The sequence below is a fragment of the Glycomyces sp. TRM65418 genome, assembly GCF_019710475.1.
Taxonomy (GTDB): Bacteria; Actinomycetota; Actinomycetes; order Mycobacteriales; family Micromonosporaceae; genus Glycomyces.
The window spans coordinates 1-15,788 of the sequence record NZ_JAJFAX010000001.1; the positions used below are offsets into that span (position 1 = coordinate 1).

Here is a 15,788-nt window from a genome sequence, read left to right on the forward strand (position 1 = left end):
CCGGAGGGACTGAGGACGAGGAAGATGACGACCGCCAATGCGGCCGCAGCCAATGCTGACAACGGTTTCAGACGGCGGGTCGAGGAAGGTCGCATGTTCGCTCCGTGATGGGTGTGTCCGGTGAGCCGCCGCGCGGCGGGGCCTCGGAGCCGGCGGCGCGACCGTGCCGGGCCGGCCGATCCGACTCCGTCGATACATCGAATTATATCGATGCAATGACCGGTTCAGCCTAGCGCTGAACGCCCCCGAAATCAACGCCTTCCCAACGAGAATCCACGCAACGAAACAACGAGCGACCCTATGCGCGCCCAGCGACAGCGCTTACACTGGGAGCCTATAAGTTTATATATGTAGATCTATGAACGTTTCTGTGGCGGGCCGCCGCCCGCCTTCGCTCGTCCCCCACCGCACCATCGGGAGTCCCCCATGCCATCTCGCATCCGTCGGCGCCTCTCGGGCCTGGCCGTAGCGGCGGCGCTCGCGCTGACCGCCGTCTTCTTCGCCGCCCCGCCCGCTCAGGCCGCCATCGACACGAACACCTGGTACACCATCGAATCGCGGCACTCCGGGCTCGTCCTGGACATCGCGAACGCCTCCACGCAGCCCGGCGCGGCGTTGATCCAGCAGACCCGCAGCACCGCCGCGAGCCAGCAGTTCCGCTTCATCGACGCCGGCGGCGGCTACTACCGCATCCAGGCCCGCCACTCCGGCCACGTGCTCGACGTGTCCGGGCACAGCACGGCCAACGGCGCCGACATCGTCCAATGGAACGACCTCAACGGCGCCAACCAGCAATGGCGGCTCACCGAGAACGCCGACGGGTACCACTCGATCGTCAGCCGCTCCTCCGGCAAGGCCCTCGACGTCTGGGAGCGCTCGACCGCTCCCGGGGCGAGGGTGTCCCAGTACACGGCGAACGGCGGGACGAACCAGCAGTGGCGCCTGACGCCGGCCGGCGGCTCCAGCGGCGCCGAACCCTACGGTTACCTGTTCGCCTACATGCTCGGCGAAGGCAGCGCCAACGGCGAGCAGGTGTACTTCGCGCTGAGCCGGGGCGACAACCCGCTCGCCTACGACGCGCTCAACGGCGGCCGTCCCGTCGCGACCTCCACGGTGGGCGAGCGCGGGGCCCGCGACCCGTTCATCGTGCAGCACCCGAACACCGGCCGGTACTACATGATCGCCACCGATCTGAAGATCTACGGCAACGGCGACTGGGACCGGGCCCAGCGCCACGGGAGCCGCTCCCTGGTCGTGTGGGAGTCGAGCGACCTGATCACCTGGACCTCCTCGCGCCTGGCGCAGGTCTCGCCGCCCGCGGCGGGCAACACCTGGGCGCCCGAGGCGTACTGGGACCCGGCCCGCAACGCCTTCGTCGTCTACTGGGCCTCGAAGCTGTACGCCGACGCCGACCATTCGGGCAGCTCGTACCACCGGATGATGTACGCGACCACGACCGACTTCCGCACGTTCAGCACGCCGCAGGTGTGGGTCGACAAGGGTTACTCCACGATCGACTCCACGGTGACCCGGGCCGACGGCGTGTACTACCGCTACACCAAGGACGAGCGCAGCGGCACCGCGTGCGGCAAGTTCATCCTCTCCGAGACCTCGACGACCCTGACGAACACGAACTGGGGCTTCCAGCGCGACTGCATCGGCAGCGGCACCGTCAACCAGGGCGAGGGCCCGCTCGTGTTCAAGTCGAACACCGAGAACAAGTGGTACATGTTCATCGATGAGTACGGCGGCCGCGGCTACATTCCGTTCGAGACGACGAACCTGGCCGGGGGCCAGTGGACGCCCTCGTCGAACTACAGCCTGCCGGGGCGTCCGCGCCACGGCATGATCCTGCCGCTGACCGCGGCGCAGTACGACGCACTGCAGAACGCCTACTAGGGCTTTGCCCGGGGAGTGTCCGCGGGGCGGACCCGAGATCGGGTCCGCCCCGCGGTCCGCGCCGTCCGAACGACCGAGCGCTCAGGGGCGTCGTCCCCTCGCATGAGATCGCCGGCGGCTGCGAAGGGCTGGGGGCGCCGGCCTTCGGCGCTCGGTCATCCTTTGCGCAGCAGGGCGTTGCACTCGCGCTGCAGGTCCTCGTCGGCCCACATCGCGTGCTGCGGAGCGGCGTTGGAGCACACCAGGGAGCCACGGGCGTCGACGCCGCCGACCTGGTCCGGACGGCGCACGTGGCGTCGAGCGGCCCCGTCACGCATCTCAGGGACCCGGCGCCGGTGGCGAGCCTGGTCTCGCAGGTCATCGACGCGCTCGACGCCGGCATCACCACTTCGGCGTCGATCCAGGCCACGGGCGCCGCCTGGCACGCGCTCACGCAGGTGATCGCCACCGGTCGGCGCGGGCCCGGGTCGGAGACGAACCCGCTCGAACGCGCCGCCGAGCACCTGCGGGCCACCGCGCCGCGCCGCACCTCGATCACCGCGCTCGCTTCGATGGTCGGGCTGAGCCCGTCGCAGCTCACCGCGCTGTTTCGTGAGCGGCTCGGCGTCACCCCGCTGCAGTTCCAGGTGCAGCTGCGCATGGCCCGCGCCCGGGAGCTCCTCGACGGCACCCGCCTGCCCGTCACCGCCGTAGCCCGCGAGGCCGGCTACGACGACCCGATGTACTTCTCCCGGCAGTTCACCCGCCTCCACGACATGTCCCCGACCGCTTACCGATCCCGGCCGACGGGAACGTGACGACGCGGTCGATTAACTCCACATTGGAGTGTGTATCGGCGATCGGATCGATGCCGACCGGTCAGGTGACCAGGCCGTGGCGGTAGGCGTAGACGACGGCTTGGACCCGGTCGCGCAGGCCCAGTTTGGTCAGGATGCGGGACACGAAGGTCTTCACCGTCTCGGGGCTGATGACCAGGGCCGCGGCGATCTCGCCGTTGGAGCGGCCGTCCGCGATGAGGCGCAGGACCTCCAGTTCCCTCGGCGTCAGGGGATTGTCGGGCGGGGTGCCGTCGGCGGGCCGGATGCGAGCGGCGTACCGGCCGACGAGCGCGCGCGTGACTTCGGGGTCGAGCAGCGCCGCGCCGGTCGCGACGGTGCGGATCCCCTGGAGCAGATGCACTGGGGGCGCGTCCTTGAGCAGGAAGCCGCTCGCCCCGGCGCGCAGCGCCTCGTAGACGTATTCGTCCAGATTGAACGTGGTCAGCACCAGGACCTTGACCGGGTCGGCCACCCCGGCGCCGGCGAGCTTGCGGGTGGCCTCGATGCCGTCGAGCACCGGCATGCGGACGTCCATGAGCACGACGTCGGGGCGCAGGCGCTCGGCCAGGTCGACCGCGGCCTGCCCGTCCCCGCACTCGCCCACCACCGCGAGGTCGGGCTGGGCGTCGACGATCGTCACCAGACCGGTGCGGACGAGCATCTGGTCGTCGCAGACCAGCACCAGGATCGACGCCGTCACGACGGCGTCCCCGCGGGGATGCGCGCCCGCACGACGAATCCGCCGTCCGTGCGCGGACCCGCCTCGAAGTCGCCGCCGAGGAGGTCGACCCGTTCGCGGAGGCCGGCGAGGCCGCGTCCGCTCCCGGCGGCGACCGCGGACGCCGAACCGGGGCCTTCGGTGCTGACTTCCACGGTGATCTCGCTTTCGCGGTGGCGCACGCGCACGGCGGTGGGGGTGCCGTGGGCGTGCTTGAGGGCGTTCGTGAGGGCTTCTTGGACGATTCGGTAGGCCACGAGGTCGGCGCTGCCGGTGGAGACCGGCGGCGTGCCCTCTTCGGCGAACTCCATGGGCTGGCCGGCTCGGCGCGTCTGCTCCACGAGCGTCAGCAGCCTGCCGACCGGCGGGGTGCGCGACTCGCCGCCGTGGTCCGGCTCGAGCAGGTCGAGCAGGTGCCGCAGATCGGTGGTGGCGCGCCTGCCGGTCTCGCCCACGGCCTTCAGCGCCTGGTCGAGGCGGTCGGGCGCGCCGGTCAGGTACCGTGCCGCCTCGGCCTGCACGACCATCGCGGTGACGTGGTGGGTCACGACGTCGTGCAGCTCACGGGCGATGCTCGCCCGTTCGGCGGCACGGGTGGCCGCGGCGACGTGGCGGCGGCGCTCGGCCTCGGCCGCCCGGGTCGAGCGCAGCCAGGCCCCGGTCCCCCATGCGGCGGCGGCCAGGAGGTAGAACACGGCGAAGTCGCCCGGGCTCTCGGTTGAGCCGAGATCGACGAGTGCGAGCGCGACGGCGAGATAGGCGACCGTGAGGAGGGCCGCGGCCGTCCGGCGGTACCGCTCCAAGTGGGCGCCCGCACTGATGAGGGCGATCGCCAGGGTGGTGCCGGCGACGAGGTGGTGGCTGCCGAGCATGGAGACGGCGAACCCGAGCGACACCAGGGCCAGGCAGACCCCCGGCCACCGGCGCCGGACGGCCAGCGGGAGGCACAGGAGGACGAGCACCACGACCGTCATGGGGCCGAACGGGTTCGAGGGCAGATCGCCGACCTGCGTCTCGTGCCCTTCGAGGAAGGGCATGAGCGAGAGGACGGCGAACAGCAGACCGAGTGGGAGGTCCCGGACCGTGACGTCGAGTCGACGCCACCGCTCCGGGAGCCGCCGAAGGGTGTTCACCGGGGCAGTCTAGCGACGGCTTCGGCGCGGGCGGCGCGCCGGAAAGGCACGAGACGGCCGCGCCGCTTCGCCAGCCACAGGAAGACGACGGTCGTCACGATGCCGAACACGACCGCGTAGAGGCTGCCCTCGGGTCCGAAGTCGCCGCCGGAGACGAGCGTCGGGCCGGAGGTGGCCGCGTCGAGGAGGCCCTGCGGGGTGCCGTTGCCGGAGACCTCGGTGCTGAAGATCGCGGAAGCGGCGATGTTCCAGCCGAAGTGGATGCCGATGGGGACCCACAGGTTGCGGGTGGCGATGTAGGCGGCGCCGAGCATGCCGCCGGCCTCGATCGCGATGGCGAGGGCGCCCCACAGGCTCGCGTTGGGGTTGATCAGGTGTATGCCGCCGAACAGGACGCTCGTGACCGCCAAGGCGATCCAGGTCCCCGACCATTGCTCCATGATGCGGAACAGCACGCCGCGGAACAGCAGCTCCTCGGTCACGGCGGCGGCCGCCATGAATCCGAGCAGGCCGATCATGGCCTCGGGATCGCCGATGCCGTCCACTTTGTAGTGACCGAGGAAGGCGATGTTGAGGATGACGAGGCCGAAGAGCACCATGCCGAACAGCGTTCCCCAACCCGTCTTGACGACCGCGCCGTCCCGGCCGAGCTCGGTGACCGCGCGGCGCTCGGTGAGACGGACGATCCACCGGTAGACGATCACCGAGAGCACGGCCGTGGCGAGGCCGGTCGCGAGGGCCGCCCACTGGCGGTCCTCGAACGCCACCATGGCCAGCCCGCCGACGAGCGTGATCACCATGACCGCCAAGAATTGCCATACCAGTCTCATGCACATTTCCTTCCCGGATCCGCGGCGGGGGCGCCGCGGCTGGGAGGAACGCTACGGACGGAACCGGGCGGCGTCGTCCCTGTGAAGTTGACACTTGCGCGTAGCTCGCACGGGGGACGGACCCGGAAAGCACCGCTCCGGCCCGGTCTCGGGCCGCGGGCCGGACTCCGGGCCGCGCACCGCCTCGCGGGCCGAGGCCCGAAGCGACCGGGAGAACCGCGACCGCAGGTCTTGTTTCCCGCCACACATGAGGATATCGTTATCCATCGAAGGATAACGATATCCTCATGGAAGGATCCTTGCGATGATGCAAGTCGAGAGACGTCGGCGACGGCGTCCGTTCGCCCCCCTCACCGCCCTGGCCTTGGCGGTCGGCCTGGTCACGGCGCCCGCCGCGCCCGCTCAGGCCGCAGACTACGAGCACCTGCTCACCGACCACGTGGTGGGGATCAACGAGACCGTCAGCGACGCCGGATTCGTGCACCCCGGCGTGGGCCTCTCCGCCGCGGACCTGCGCAACGCCCAGGAGATGGTCCGTTCCGGCCAAGAGCCGTGGGCCTCCTACTTCGATGCGATGACCCAGGTGCGGCCCTGGGCCGCAGAGGGGTACACCGTGGACAACATGGTCCGCGGCCGACCGGAGGTCCCGGTCACCGCGAACTTCAACGAGGGGACCCTGCGCGGACGCTTCACGCGCGACTCCTTCGGCGTGCTCACCCAGGCCCTCCTGTGGACCATGACCGGCGACGAGATCTACCGCAAGGGCGCGATCATGGGCCTGCGCACCTGGTCCAACATGCACCCCGACGGGTACGCGTACTTCCCCGACGCCCACATCCACACCGGGAAGCCGCTGTCGCAGTTCCTCATGGCCGCCGAGATCGTCCGCGCCACCGATCCGGTCGAGGACGACACGCCCGGGGAGCACGACGGCTACAGCGTCACCTGGACCGCCGAGGACGACGAACGGCTCCTGGGGAACCTGGCGAACCCGATCGTGGAGGTCTTCAACGCCTCCAACGAGCGCTGGATGAACCAGCACAACTTCGGGCTCTACGGCCGCATCGCGACCGCGATCTACGCGGACGACGCCGAGGGCTACGCCAAGGGCGTCGAGTGGTTCACCGTCAACGCCGCCTACGACGGCTACGACAACGGCGCGATGGCCCCGCAGATGCCCTACATCGAGGCCGACCACCCGCTCAACCCGTACGGCGAGGGCTTCGTGCAGGTCCGCGAGATGGGCCGCGACCAGGCGCACGGCGAGTGCAACATCGACAACTTCGCCGCCCTGGCCCGCTTCCTCGACGTGCAGGGCACCGAAGTGGACCCCGACGACGGGACCGTCTCGACCGCCGAGGACGCCGTCACCGCCTACCAGTTCCTCGACAACCGCCTGCTCGAAGGCGCCGACGCGTTCTACGGGTTCATGATGGGCGCCCCCATCCCCTGGGTCGACGAGCGCGACACCGGCGGCACGCTCTCCCAGGCCTACCGGGGCCGGGTGTTCAACCCCCTGTCGGAGCTGTACTACCAGTACCGGTATCGCGAGGGCGTGGACGTCGAGGCGGAGGCGCCGCACCTGGCCGAGCTGCACGAGCGCATGGACGGGCCGTTCTACCACTACGGCACCGGCGTGCAGAACTTCTGGGCCCCCGGCGACAAGAGCGTCGAGTACTGGGTCGCCTTCCCGCCCGAGATCGCCGGGACCGAGCCCGCACCGGTGGAGGCCACCGCGGTCAGTTTCGGCCGCCACGCGCTCCCGCTCGACGACGGCACCGAGATCGTCACCGAGGACGGCGCCGCGTTCGCCCGCGCCACCGCGAGCGAGGACGGCACCACCAGCGCGGTCAGCCGCCTGATGCACCCGGGCGGTTCCCACATGGGGCTGCGGGTGCGGACCGACGGACCGGCCCTGCTCGAAGTGCGGGACAAAGAGGCGCCGTCGGGGCTGAACCCGCTCGAGCCCGAACCGGACACCATCGCCACCGTGGAACTGCCCGATACCGGAGGCGAATGGCGGTACGTGACCTATCCGGCCGCCGGCTCGAACGTGGACTTCTACCGCGTGACCGGCGATGGCGATACCACAGTGGACTTCGATACCGTCGTGTTCAGGGCCGAGAGCGCCCTGACCGCTCCCCGGTTCGAGCAGACCCGGGACCGCTACTACCTCAGGTCCGGCGCGGCTTCCGCGTTCGACCTCGCCGCGGCCGACGAGGGCGGAGGCGTCGCCTACACCGCCGCCGGCCTCCCCGAGGGGGCGTCGCTCGACCCCGGGACCGGGACCCTCGCCTGGACGCCCGCCCCCCGCGATCGGGGCCGATACGACGTCCAGATCGTCGCCGACGACGGCGAGTCCGTCACCGCCCGGACGTTCGAACTGGTGGTGGCCAAGAACCGGCCCAAGATGATCGACGCGGCCGTCGCCGACGGCGTCGACGGGGACGCCGTCTACACCACCGAGACCCGCGAGGCCTTCGAGGCCGCGCTGGCCGCGGCGAGGGACGCGAGCGAGCACGGCACGGATGAGGAGTACCGCGAGGCCTTCGAAGCGCTGCTGGACGCCGTCGACGCGCTCAGACTGCTCAATCCGCGCCTGGCGGACGGGACGTTGGACTACCGGGGCATCGTCACGCCGACGGTGATCACCGCCGGCGCGGTGGAGGCCCTGGCCGACGGCGACAACACCTCGTTCGCCGGCGACCTGCTCGGCACGTTCTTCACCCTCGACTTCGGACCGGATCACCGCGTGACGGCCGAGGCGTTCGATCTCCAGGCCCGGCACGCCTTCCCCACGCGGTACCAGGGAGCGAACGTGTACGGCTCGCTCGACGGCGCGGACTGGACGCTCCTGACCGAGCGTCCGACCGCGAACACCAACGCGATGGAGCGCCTCCCGGTCCTCGCCGAGCACGCGGGCGAGGAGTTCCGCTTCCTGAAGGTCCAGGTCGACGAACCCGGTGAGCCGGTCGGCCACCTCCACATCTTCTCGCTGGCGGAGCTGCGGATCCACGGCGAGCGGTCCGAGGCGGTGAACGACATCGCCGAGGCCTCCCTGGCCTCGGACGACGCCGTCATCGGCATGGTGACGAGCGGCGACACCGTCACCGCGACCTTCACCGGCGACGCGCCGATCAGCGACGTGGAGGTCGCCATCGCCGGGCAGGCCGCCGACGTCACCAGCGAGGACGGTCTGCACTGGACCGCCACTACGGTGCTCGGCGAGGTGACGGGCGGCCGGGAGGCCACCGTGCGCATCGATTACACCGCCGCGGACGGCACCGTCGCCGACACCTTCCACGGCACCACCGACGGGTCGACGCTGTTCGTCTCGGACCAGCGCGACCTCATCGATCTGGCCGCCCTGGGACAGGTCGTCGGCATCGACGGCGCCCCCGCTCCGGAGCTCCAACGGCACGCCGACGCCATGACCGACGGAAACCTGGCCAGCGCCAGCGACGTGCGGGCGATCGGCGGCGAGTACTACCTGATCTGGGACTTCGGAGAGGGCGGGTCCGTCTCGCTCGACCGGGCGGCGCTCCGGCCGCGCCAAGACGGGTACGGCCTCTCCCGCATGTGGAGCCAGGTGCTCGAAGGCTCGAACGACCTGGAGAACTGGACCAGGCTGACCGATCCGAGCCGGCCGACGCTCGACTGGCAGGATCTGCCTTCGCGCGACGACGGCTCCTACCGGTACCTGCGCGTCAGCAACGGCAACATCATCGGCATCGCCGAGCTGCGGCTCTACGGCGACTACCGCGTCTCGGCCGCCGACTCCGGCGGTGAAGCCCTGGAATTCGCCCGCTAGGCGTCATAGGGAAGGGGGGCCGCGACGGACGCGGCCCCCTTTCCGTTCAGACTCGCGCCGGCCCGGGTTCCTCGGTGCCGCTGCGGCCGATCCTCATGCCTGCTTCCAGAGGGTGGCGGGGTCGATCGCGTGCAGGAGCGGTTCGCCGGCGGCCAGGCGTTCGGCCTCCTCGACGATGTACAGGCCCATGCGCGCCAGCTCGTTGCCCTGGGATCCGGCCACGTGCGGGGTGAGGAACACGTTCGGCAGGTCGAACAGGGGCGAGTCGGCCGGGAGGGGTTCGGGCGCGGTCACGTCGAGGACCGCCGAGATCCGGCCCGTCCGGAGTCGGGCCACGAGCGCGTCGGTGTCGACCAGGTTGCCGCGAGCGGTGTTGACGAGCACCGCGCCGTCCTTCATCGCGGCCAGGCGGCCGGCGTCGATCAGGTGGCGGGTCTCGGGGAGGTCGGGGGCGTGGAGCGAGACGATGTCGGACTCGGCCACCAGATCGTCCACTTCGGCCAGACGCACGCCGAGGCGGTCGGCCTCGTCGCGGCGGACGTACGGATCGGCCAGGAGCACGTCGAAGTCGAACGGGCGGAGCAGCTCGATGACGCGGCGGCCGATCCTCGACGCGCCGATCAGGCCCACCGTGCGTCCGAAGTTGCCGGCGTCCGCGTGGTCCCGGCCGATCACGAATCCGCGCTCGGCGCGGAACCGCTCGCGCATGCCGAACAGGCCCTTGCCCGCCATCAGGACGGCGGCGAGCGTGTACTCGGCCACCGGCACCGCGTTGGCCGCCACGGCCGACGCGACCGCGACGCCGCGCTCATGGGCGGCGGCGTCGATCCACTTGACGCTCCCGGCGGCATGGAGGACCGCCCGGAGCTTGGGGGCCGCTTCGAGCACGGCGGCGTCGATCGCCGGCGCGCCCCAGCCGGAGACGATGACCTCGACGTCGCCGAGGCGTGCGGCGACACCGGGTTCGGTGAAGTCCCGCGCCACCAGCTGGGGGTCGATGTCGAGGACGGCGCCGAGTCGGCGCAGGAGCGGTTCGGGGAAGAGCCTGGGAAGGTATTCGGGGCTCATCGCGAACAGCGAGGGGACACGGGCGGTCATGGGAGTCCTTTTTGCCGATAATGAGATAACGTTTTCTAGCATAGGAGTCCCGGTCTCGTTTGTCGAGCCCGGTTCCCGAGCCGGTGCTCGAACGCACCAGCGCCGACCTCGGGTCATGTCATCGCCCGGTCCGACCGCGCAACGCCGCGAACGACGGTTCCGCCAGACCGCCCAGGTGAGCGCGACGCAAATCCATTCTTCCATTGACATGAATAAATGTCAGGGTTATCCTGAACTGTATGGGATATCGATATCCCAGAAATCCAGCGGTGGCGTTCCCCCGGCGTCGCACACCGCGTGACGCAGCAGAGGTGCAGCATGTCCGAACACGACCACACCCCCTCCGGCACTCGCCTGCGGCGACGGCGGCTGCTCGGCGGTTCGATCGCGGCCGGGGGCCTGGCCGCCGCCGGACTCGGCGGTCTCGGCATCGCGGCGGCCCAGAGCGGGAACGCGACCCGAGACGAGCACCCGTCCGCGACTCCGGCTCGGACGGGCCACCCCGCGATGCTCCGCACCCAGGCCGACTTCGACCGCATGAAGGCCAAGGTCCAGGCCCGTCGAGCCCCGTGGATCCAGGGCTGGGAGAAACTGGTCGCCAACGGCCGCTCGCACAGCACCTGGCAGCCCCGCCCCGTCGAAGTGGTCGTCCGCGGCGGCGGCCAAGCGGAGAACTACGCCCAGCTCTTCCTCGACATCGCCGCGGCCTACCAGAACGCGCTGCGTTGGAAGATCACCGGCGACACCGCGCACGGCGACACCGCCCGCGACATCTGCAACGCGTGGTCGCGGACCCTGAAGTCCATCGACCCCACCCACTCCGACTCCCGCCTCGCCTCGGGCATCTACGGGTTCCAGTTCGCCAACGTCGGCGAGCTGCTCCGCGACTACGACGGCTTCGAACTGGGCCGGTTCCAGGACATGCTGCTCGACGTCTTCTACCCGCTGAACAGCGACTTCCTGGTCAGGCACAACAACACCTGCGACAGCCACTACTGGGCCAACTGGGACCTGTGCAACATGGCCTCGATCATGGCCATCGGGATCCTGTGCGACGACCGGACGCAGTTCGACGAGGCGGTGGACTACTTCCACCACGGCGCGGGCAACGGCGCGATCGACCACGCGATCCCCTTCGTCTACGACGGCGGCCTCGCCCAATGGCAGGAGTCCGGCCGCGACCAGGCGCACTCGGTCATGGGCATCGGCCTGATGGCCGCGTTCATGGAGATGGCCTGGAACCAGGGCGTCGACCTGTACTCGGTCAACGACAATGCCTTCGCCAAAGCCGCCGAGTACGTGGCGCGGTACAACCTCGGCCGCGACGTCCCGTTCACCCGGTACAGCTGGGGGCTCGGCGCCAACTGCGACTACCGGGAGCACACCGTGATCTCCTCCAGCGCCCGCGGGGAGCGGCGCCCGGTGTGGGAGATGGTCTACGGCCACTACACCCAGCGGCGGGGATTCGCGATGCCGAACGTGGCCGAGATGGCCGGAAAGGAAAGCCCCGAGGGCGGCGGCGGGGACTACAACCCCAACTCGGGCGGCTATGACGCCTTGGGGTTCGGCACCCTCACCCACGTCCGGCTCCACTGGAACGACATCCCCGACGACCTGACCCCGCTCTGAGGCGGGGCACCGCGCACGGCGCCGGCGTCCGCCGACGCGCCGAACGGCGAGGCCGAGGGCGAAAGGGCCGGTCGTCCCCGACTCGACGACCGGCCCGGCTTCGCCGGCGTTCAGCCCTTGATCGCTCCGGTGAGGACGCCTGAGGTGAAGTAGCGCTGGAGGAACGGGTAGACGAGGAGGATCGGGACCGTGGCGAGCACGATGACCGCCATCTGGAGGGTCACGCCCGGCGGTGCGGGCTGGTCGGGTGAGACCACCGCGCCCGGGATCGCCACGCCCGCGAGCACGTACTGCTGGAGCACGACCTGGATCGGCCACTTCTCGCTGTCGTTGATGTACAGCAGCGCATTGAAGTACGTGTTCCAGTAGCCCACCGCGTAGAACAGGCCCATCACCGCCAGCACCGGCTTCGAGAGCGGCAGGACGATCCGCAGGAAGATCCGCCATTCGCCGGCGCCGTCGATGCGGGCCGCCTCGATGAGCTCCTCGGGCAGGTTCTGGAAGAAGTTCCTGATCACGATCATGTTGAACGCCGAGATCAGTCCCGGGACGATGAGCGACCAGGTGGAGTCGAGCAGGCCCAGGTACTTGATGAGCATGAAGTTCGGGATGATGCCCGCGCCGAAGAACATCGTCGCCAGCACCATGATGAGCACGGCCTTCGCACCCGGGACCTGTCTCGTGCGGGCCAGACCCCAGGCGAGCGTCGAGGTCGCCGCGAGGGACAGGACCGTGCCGACCACGGTGATGAACAGGGAGTTCTGGAGACCCTGGGTCACAGTGCCGCCGTTGAATATCGCGCGGTAGGCGTCGAGCGAGTAGCGGGTCGGGAACACGACGCCGGAGCGGGCCTGCTCCGGAGCGGCGAAGCTCATCGCGATGACGTACACCAGCGGGTAGAGCATCGTGATCACGATCAGGGCGATCACCAATGCCTTGATGCCCCGGACCAGGGGCGAGGGCGGGTTCATCCACGGCGGTCGCCCTCCTTCGGCCTGCCGGGAGCGCGTCATTGTCGTCGTGGCCATCAGAAGATCCCCTCTCCGCCCATCCGCTTGGCGAGCTTGTTCGCGGACAGCACCAGGATGGTGCCGATGACGCCCTTGAGCAGCCCCGCCGCGGTGGCGATGCCCCATTGGCCGCCGAGCACGCCTCGGAAGTACACGAAGGTGTCCAATACCTGGGCCGCGTCCGCGCCGACCATGGGCTGCTGCAGCAGCAGCTGTTCGAAACCGACGGTGAGGATCGAGCCGATGTTGAGGATGAGCAGGAGTGTCGTCACCGGGATCAGCGCGGGGAGGGTCACGTGGCAGGTCCGCTGCCACCCCGACGCCCCGTCGATCGCGGCGGCCTCGTAACGCTCCGAGGGGATCCCCGCGATCGCCGCGAAGAAGATGATGGTCCCCCAGCCGCAGTCCTTCCAGACGTTCTGGGCGACCACGAGGAACTTGAAGGTGTCGGCGTTCGTCATGGCGTCGAAGCCGCCCATCCCCCAGTCCTGCATGAGGCCGGCGACCAGCCCGCCCCCGCCCAAGACCTGCTGCCACACCGAGATGACGATGACCCACGAGAGGAAGTGCGGCAGGTACACGATGGTCTGCACCAGCCGCTTCACGCGCTCGGAGAGCAGCGAGTGCAGCAGGAGCGCGAGCGCGATCGGCGCCGGGAACGCGAACACCAGCTGCAGGAACGCGATGATCAGCGTGTTCCGCAGGGCCGTCAGGACCTCCGGGTCCTGGAAGATGGCCGTGAAGTTCGCGAAGCCGACCCAGGGCGAGCCGTCGATGCCGCGGAACGGCGTGTAGTCCTGGAACGCGACCACGTTGCCGAGCATCGGCACGTACGCGAACACCAGGAAGAAGAGGGCTCCGGGGAGGATGAAGGTGTAGGTCCAGCGCTCGCGCCAGATCCGTTGCCGCAGCGAGAGTCGGCGCCGCGGACGGCGTGGTTCGGGCCCCGGGGCCCGCGAGGCGCGGGTCCCCGGGCCGGCGGCGGTCTGCACGCTCACTTGCCGGCGTCCTTGAGCGCTTGCGTGTACTCGTCGCGCACCATGGTGCCCCCCTGCGACATGAAGTTGTCCACGAAGGACTCCAGGTCGTCGACGCTCTCGCGGCCGGTGATCACGCCGCGTTCGAAGTCGTCCCAGAGCTGCCGGAGCTGGGCGCCCTTCGTCACGAAGGTGTCCGACGCGCCTTCGAGTCCTTCGAGCGGCCGCGCGATCGAGTGCTGCGCCATGGACTCCATGACCTGGACGAACGAGTCGAGCCAGACGCTCTGGTTGGGGTGCACGCGATAGGAGTTGTCACCGCTGGTCACGCCCACGTACTGCACGCCCAGTTCGTTCAGGTCGTCGCCGGTCGGCACCGGGATGCCGTTCGCGTCGAACTCGTAGTGCCGCCCTTCCTGGCCCCAGGCGACGAACAGCGCCTCCTCGGAGCCGAACGGCGCCGAGAGGTAGTCGAGCACGTTGAGGATCTCGGTGAGGCGGTCCTCGTCCTCGGCCGCGGCGGCGGACACGCAGGTCGACTTGCCATAAGGGATGTTGCGCACGACGAGCTGCCCGGAGCCGTCGAAGCCCGGCATGTCGAAGAAGTCGTAGGCCGCTCCCGGGAGGTCCGCCTCCCAGAGCGCGAAACCGTCCGCGCTGACGGCCGTCTCGCCGACCGCCTTGTAGGCCAGCGCCGCCCCGGAGACGATGTCGGCGGGGTTGGTGGTCATGGCGACCGGATCGAACACGCCCTCGGCCCACGCCTGCGCGAGCCAGGTGAGCATCTGCCGGTACCGGTCGGTCGTCGCCGACAGCACGAGCTCGCCGTCGTCGTCGAGCTGCCAGTCGGGGCCGACCTTGAACAGGCGGTACCACATGATCGGGTCGTACTTGTTGACGCCGTAGACCTGCTGGCCGCCGGGGCCCGAGCCGAGCGCGGACACCTCTTTGAGCATGGCGAGCAGCTGGTCGGCGTCGGCGGGGGCGCGTCCCACGGCGGTCTGGTCCACCAGGTCGGTGCGCATGACCGGCAGGTTCGTCAAGGCCCACACGGGGGAGGGGATCTGGTAGATGCGGCCGTCCTTGAGACTGGCCTGCCAGATCTCCTCTTTGCGCGCGGCCAGGTTGGGCCACTTGAGGATGTTGTCGCCCGAGAGGACTTCGGAGAGGTCGGCGAAGGCGCCGTCGCGGATGCCCTGGAGGTTCACCGCAGACTGGTCGTTGACGAAGACCAGGTCGGGGACCTCGCCGGAGGCGAGCATGGTCGCGAACTTCTGGTCGAACACCGGCTGCGGCACGAACTGCGGCTCGAAGCTGACGCCGAGACGCTCGTTGAGTTCGGCCCAGTACTGGTTGCCGTCTTCGAGGGGTTTCGACGGGTCGCCCCACGTGAGCTGGAAGGTGGTGACCTTCCCGCCGGAGCCGGGTTCGCGGTCGACCGACTTGAACCAGGTCTTCGGGTAGTCCGTGTAGACGTGCTCCATGCCGGGCGTCTCGGTGGCGAAATGGGGCTGCACGTCGAGGTCGGGCGCGGGTTGGTACGTGGGCATGTCGTAGTCGCCGCCCGCGGAGCCGCCGGCGCTGCCCGAGCATCCGGCGGCGGTGCTCCCGACGGTGGCGGCCGCGGCTGCGGCGCCCACTGCGCCGAGGAGCCTGCGGCGTGAGAATTCGACCATGAGAGGGGTCCTCCTGATGATGGTGGGATCGGCGCGCCGGATCGAGGGGAGGCGCCAGGGCGGATAACGAAGCAACCGAGCTCGGGTGGACTTCAGTGGGAGAAGGTTATCAGCGACTTCAACGGCGGTCAATGGTGTGACTGAGGAAAGCTCGGCATCGCTAGAGTCCGATGCGTCAGGATTTCATGT

Annotated in this window: 12 protein-coding genes; 4 read left to right on the forward strand and 8 right to left on the reverse strand. The window is 69.7% G+C overall.

Translation table 11 applies throughout. The features are described from left to right. Window positions 1-426 precede the first annotated feature (426 nt). Window positions 427-1,899, forward strand: a complete 1,473-nt coding sequence (locus K3N28_RS00005; RefSeq protein WP_228090423.1) for an RICIN domain-containing protein — start codon at window positions 427-429, stop codon at window positions 1,897-1,899. 155 nt (window positions 1,900-2,054) lie between these two features. Here K3N28_RS00005 and K3N28_RS00010 read toward each other — a convergent pair whose 3' ends face one another. Further along, window positions 2,055-2,216 carry a hypothetical protein gene (locus K3N28_RS00010; protein WP_228090424.1) on the reverse strand — a complete coding sequence of 54 codons (162 nt, stop codon included), beginning with the start codon at window positions 2,214-2,216 and terminating at the stop codon, window positions 2,055-2,057. Window positions 2,217-2,234: 18 nt separating this feature from the next. Between K3N28_RS00010 and K3N28_RS00015 the strand changes: the two genes are divergently transcribed. After that, the gene (locus K3N28_RS00015) at window positions 2,235-2,696 is read left to right on the forward strand and encodes an AraC family transcriptional regulator (protein ID WP_228090425.1); all 462 of its coding nucleotides are present in this window, start codon (window positions 2,235-2,237) and stop codon (window positions 2,694-2,696) included. Between the two features lie 61 nt (window positions 2,697-2,757). Here the strand turns inward: K3N28_RS00015 and K3N28_RS00020 are convergent, their stop codons facing one another. The 3 genes from K3N28_RS00020 to K3N28_RS00030 are packed head-to-tail and all read right to left on the reverse strand — an operon-like array spanning window position 2,758 to window position 5,398. Beyond that, a complete protein-coding gene (locus tag K3N28_RS00020; protein WP_228090426.1) occupies window positions 2,758-3,417 on the reverse strand; it encodes a response regulator transcription factor in 660 nt (219 codons plus the stop codon). After that, window positions 3,414-4,568, reverse strand: coding sequence for a sensor histidine kinase (locus K3N28_RS00025; RefSeq protein ID WP_228090427.1), 1,155 nt, complete (start codon window positions 4,566-4,568; stop codon window positions 3,414-3,416). The genes K3N28_RS00020 and K3N28_RS00025 overlap by 4 nt, the downstream gene beginning before the upstream one ends. Beyond that, on the reverse strand, window positions 4,565-5,398 hold the full coding sequence (locus tag K3N28_RS00030) for a CPBP family intramembrane glutamic endopeptidase (RefSeq protein WP_228090428.1): 834 nt from the start codon (window positions 5,396-5,398) through the stop codon (window positions 4,565-4,567). The genes K3N28_RS00025 and K3N28_RS00030 overlap by 4 nt, the downstream gene beginning before the upstream one ends. 304 nt (window positions 5,399-5,702) lie before the next feature. On the opposite strand from K3N28_RS00030, the gene K3N28_RS00035 reads away from it, so the two are divergent. After that, window positions 5,703-9,209, forward strand: coding sequence for a putative Ig domain-containing protein (locus K3N28_RS00035; RefSeq protein WP_228090429.1), 3,507 nt, complete (start codon window positions 5,703-5,705; stop codon window positions 9,207-9,209). Window positions 9,210-9,302: 93 nt separating this feature from the next. Here K3N28_RS00035 and K3N28_RS00040 read toward each other — a convergent pair whose 3' ends face one another. Next, window positions 9,303-10,307: a hydroxyacid dehydrogenase gene (locus K3N28_RS00040; protein WP_228090430.1), complete on the reverse strand. Its 1,005-nt coding sequence runs from the start codon at window positions 10,305-10,307 to the stop codon at window positions 9,303-9,305. Window positions 10,308-10,625: 318 nt separating this feature from the next. Between K3N28_RS00040 and K3N28_RS00045 the strand changes: the two genes are divergently transcribed. Continuing rightward, entirely contained in the window at window positions 10,626-11,936 is a 1,311-nt protein-coding gene (locus tag K3N28_RS00045; RefSeq protein WP_228090431.1) for an alginate lyase family protein, read from the forward strand. Window positions 11,937-12,046: 110 nt separating this feature from the next. Here K3N28_RS00045 and K3N28_RS00050 read toward each other — a convergent pair whose 3' ends face one another. Genes K3N28_RS00050 through K3N28_RS00060 form a run of 3 tightly spaced genes read right to left on the reverse strand, consistent with a single transcriptional unit; the run spans window position 12,047 to window position 15,599 of the window. After that, window positions 12,047-12,964, reverse strand: a complete 918-nt coding sequence (locus K3N28_RS00050) for a carbohydrate ABC transporter permease (RefSeq protein WP_228090432.1) — start codon at window positions 12,962-12,964, stop codon at window positions 12,047-12,049. Further along, a complete protein-coding gene (locus K3N28_RS00055) occupies window positions 12,964-13,944 on the reverse strand; it encodes a sugar ABC transporter permease (protein WP_228090433.1) in 981 nt (326 codons plus the stop codon). Before K3N28_RS00055 ends, K3N28_RS00050 begins: the two co-directional genes overlap by 1 nt. After that, entirely contained in the window at window positions 13,941-15,599 is a 1,659-nt protein-coding gene (locus K3N28_RS00060) for an extracellular solute-binding protein (protein WP_228090434.1), read from the reverse strand. Before K3N28_RS00060 ends, K3N28_RS00055 begins: the two co-directional genes overlap by 4 nt. Window positions 15,600-15,788: the final 189 nt, after the last annotated feature.

Excerpts from the sequence above, each read along its gene's own strand:
- K3N28_RS00005 (WP_228090423.1), top strand. The coding sequence starts at position 427 with ATGCCATCTCGCATCCGTCGGCGCCTCTCGGGCCTGGCCGTAGCGGCG.
- K3N28_RS00010 (WP_228090424.1), bottom strand. The coding sequence starts at position 2,216 with ATGCGTGACGGGGCCGCTCGACGCCACGTGCGCCGTCCGGACCAGGTC.
- K3N28_RS00030 (WP_228090428.1), bottom strand. The coding sequence starts at position 5,398 with ATGAGACTGGTATGGCAATTCTTGGCGGTCATGGTGATCACGCTCGTC.
- K3N28_RS00035 (WP_228090429.1), top strand. The coding sequence starts at position 5,703 with ATGATGCAAGTCGAGAGACGTCGGCGACGGCGTCCGTTCGCCCCCCTC.
- K3N28_RS00040 (WP_228090430.1), bottom strand. The coding sequence starts at position 10,307 with ATGACCGCCCGTGTCCCCTCGCTGTTCGCGATGAGCCCCGAATACCTT.
- K3N28_RS00045 (WP_228090431.1), top strand. The coding sequence starts at position 10,626 with ATGTCCGAACACGACCACACCCCCTCCGGCACTCGCCTGCGGCGACGG.
- K3N28_RS00050 (WP_228090432.1), bottom strand. The coding sequence starts at position 12,964 with ATGGCCACGACGACAATGACGCGCTCCCGGCAGGCCGAAGGAGGGCGA.
- K3N28_RS00060 (WP_228090434.1), bottom strand. The coding sequence starts at position 15,599 with ATGGTCGAATTCTCACGCCGCAGGCTCCTCGGCGCAGTGGGCGCCGCA.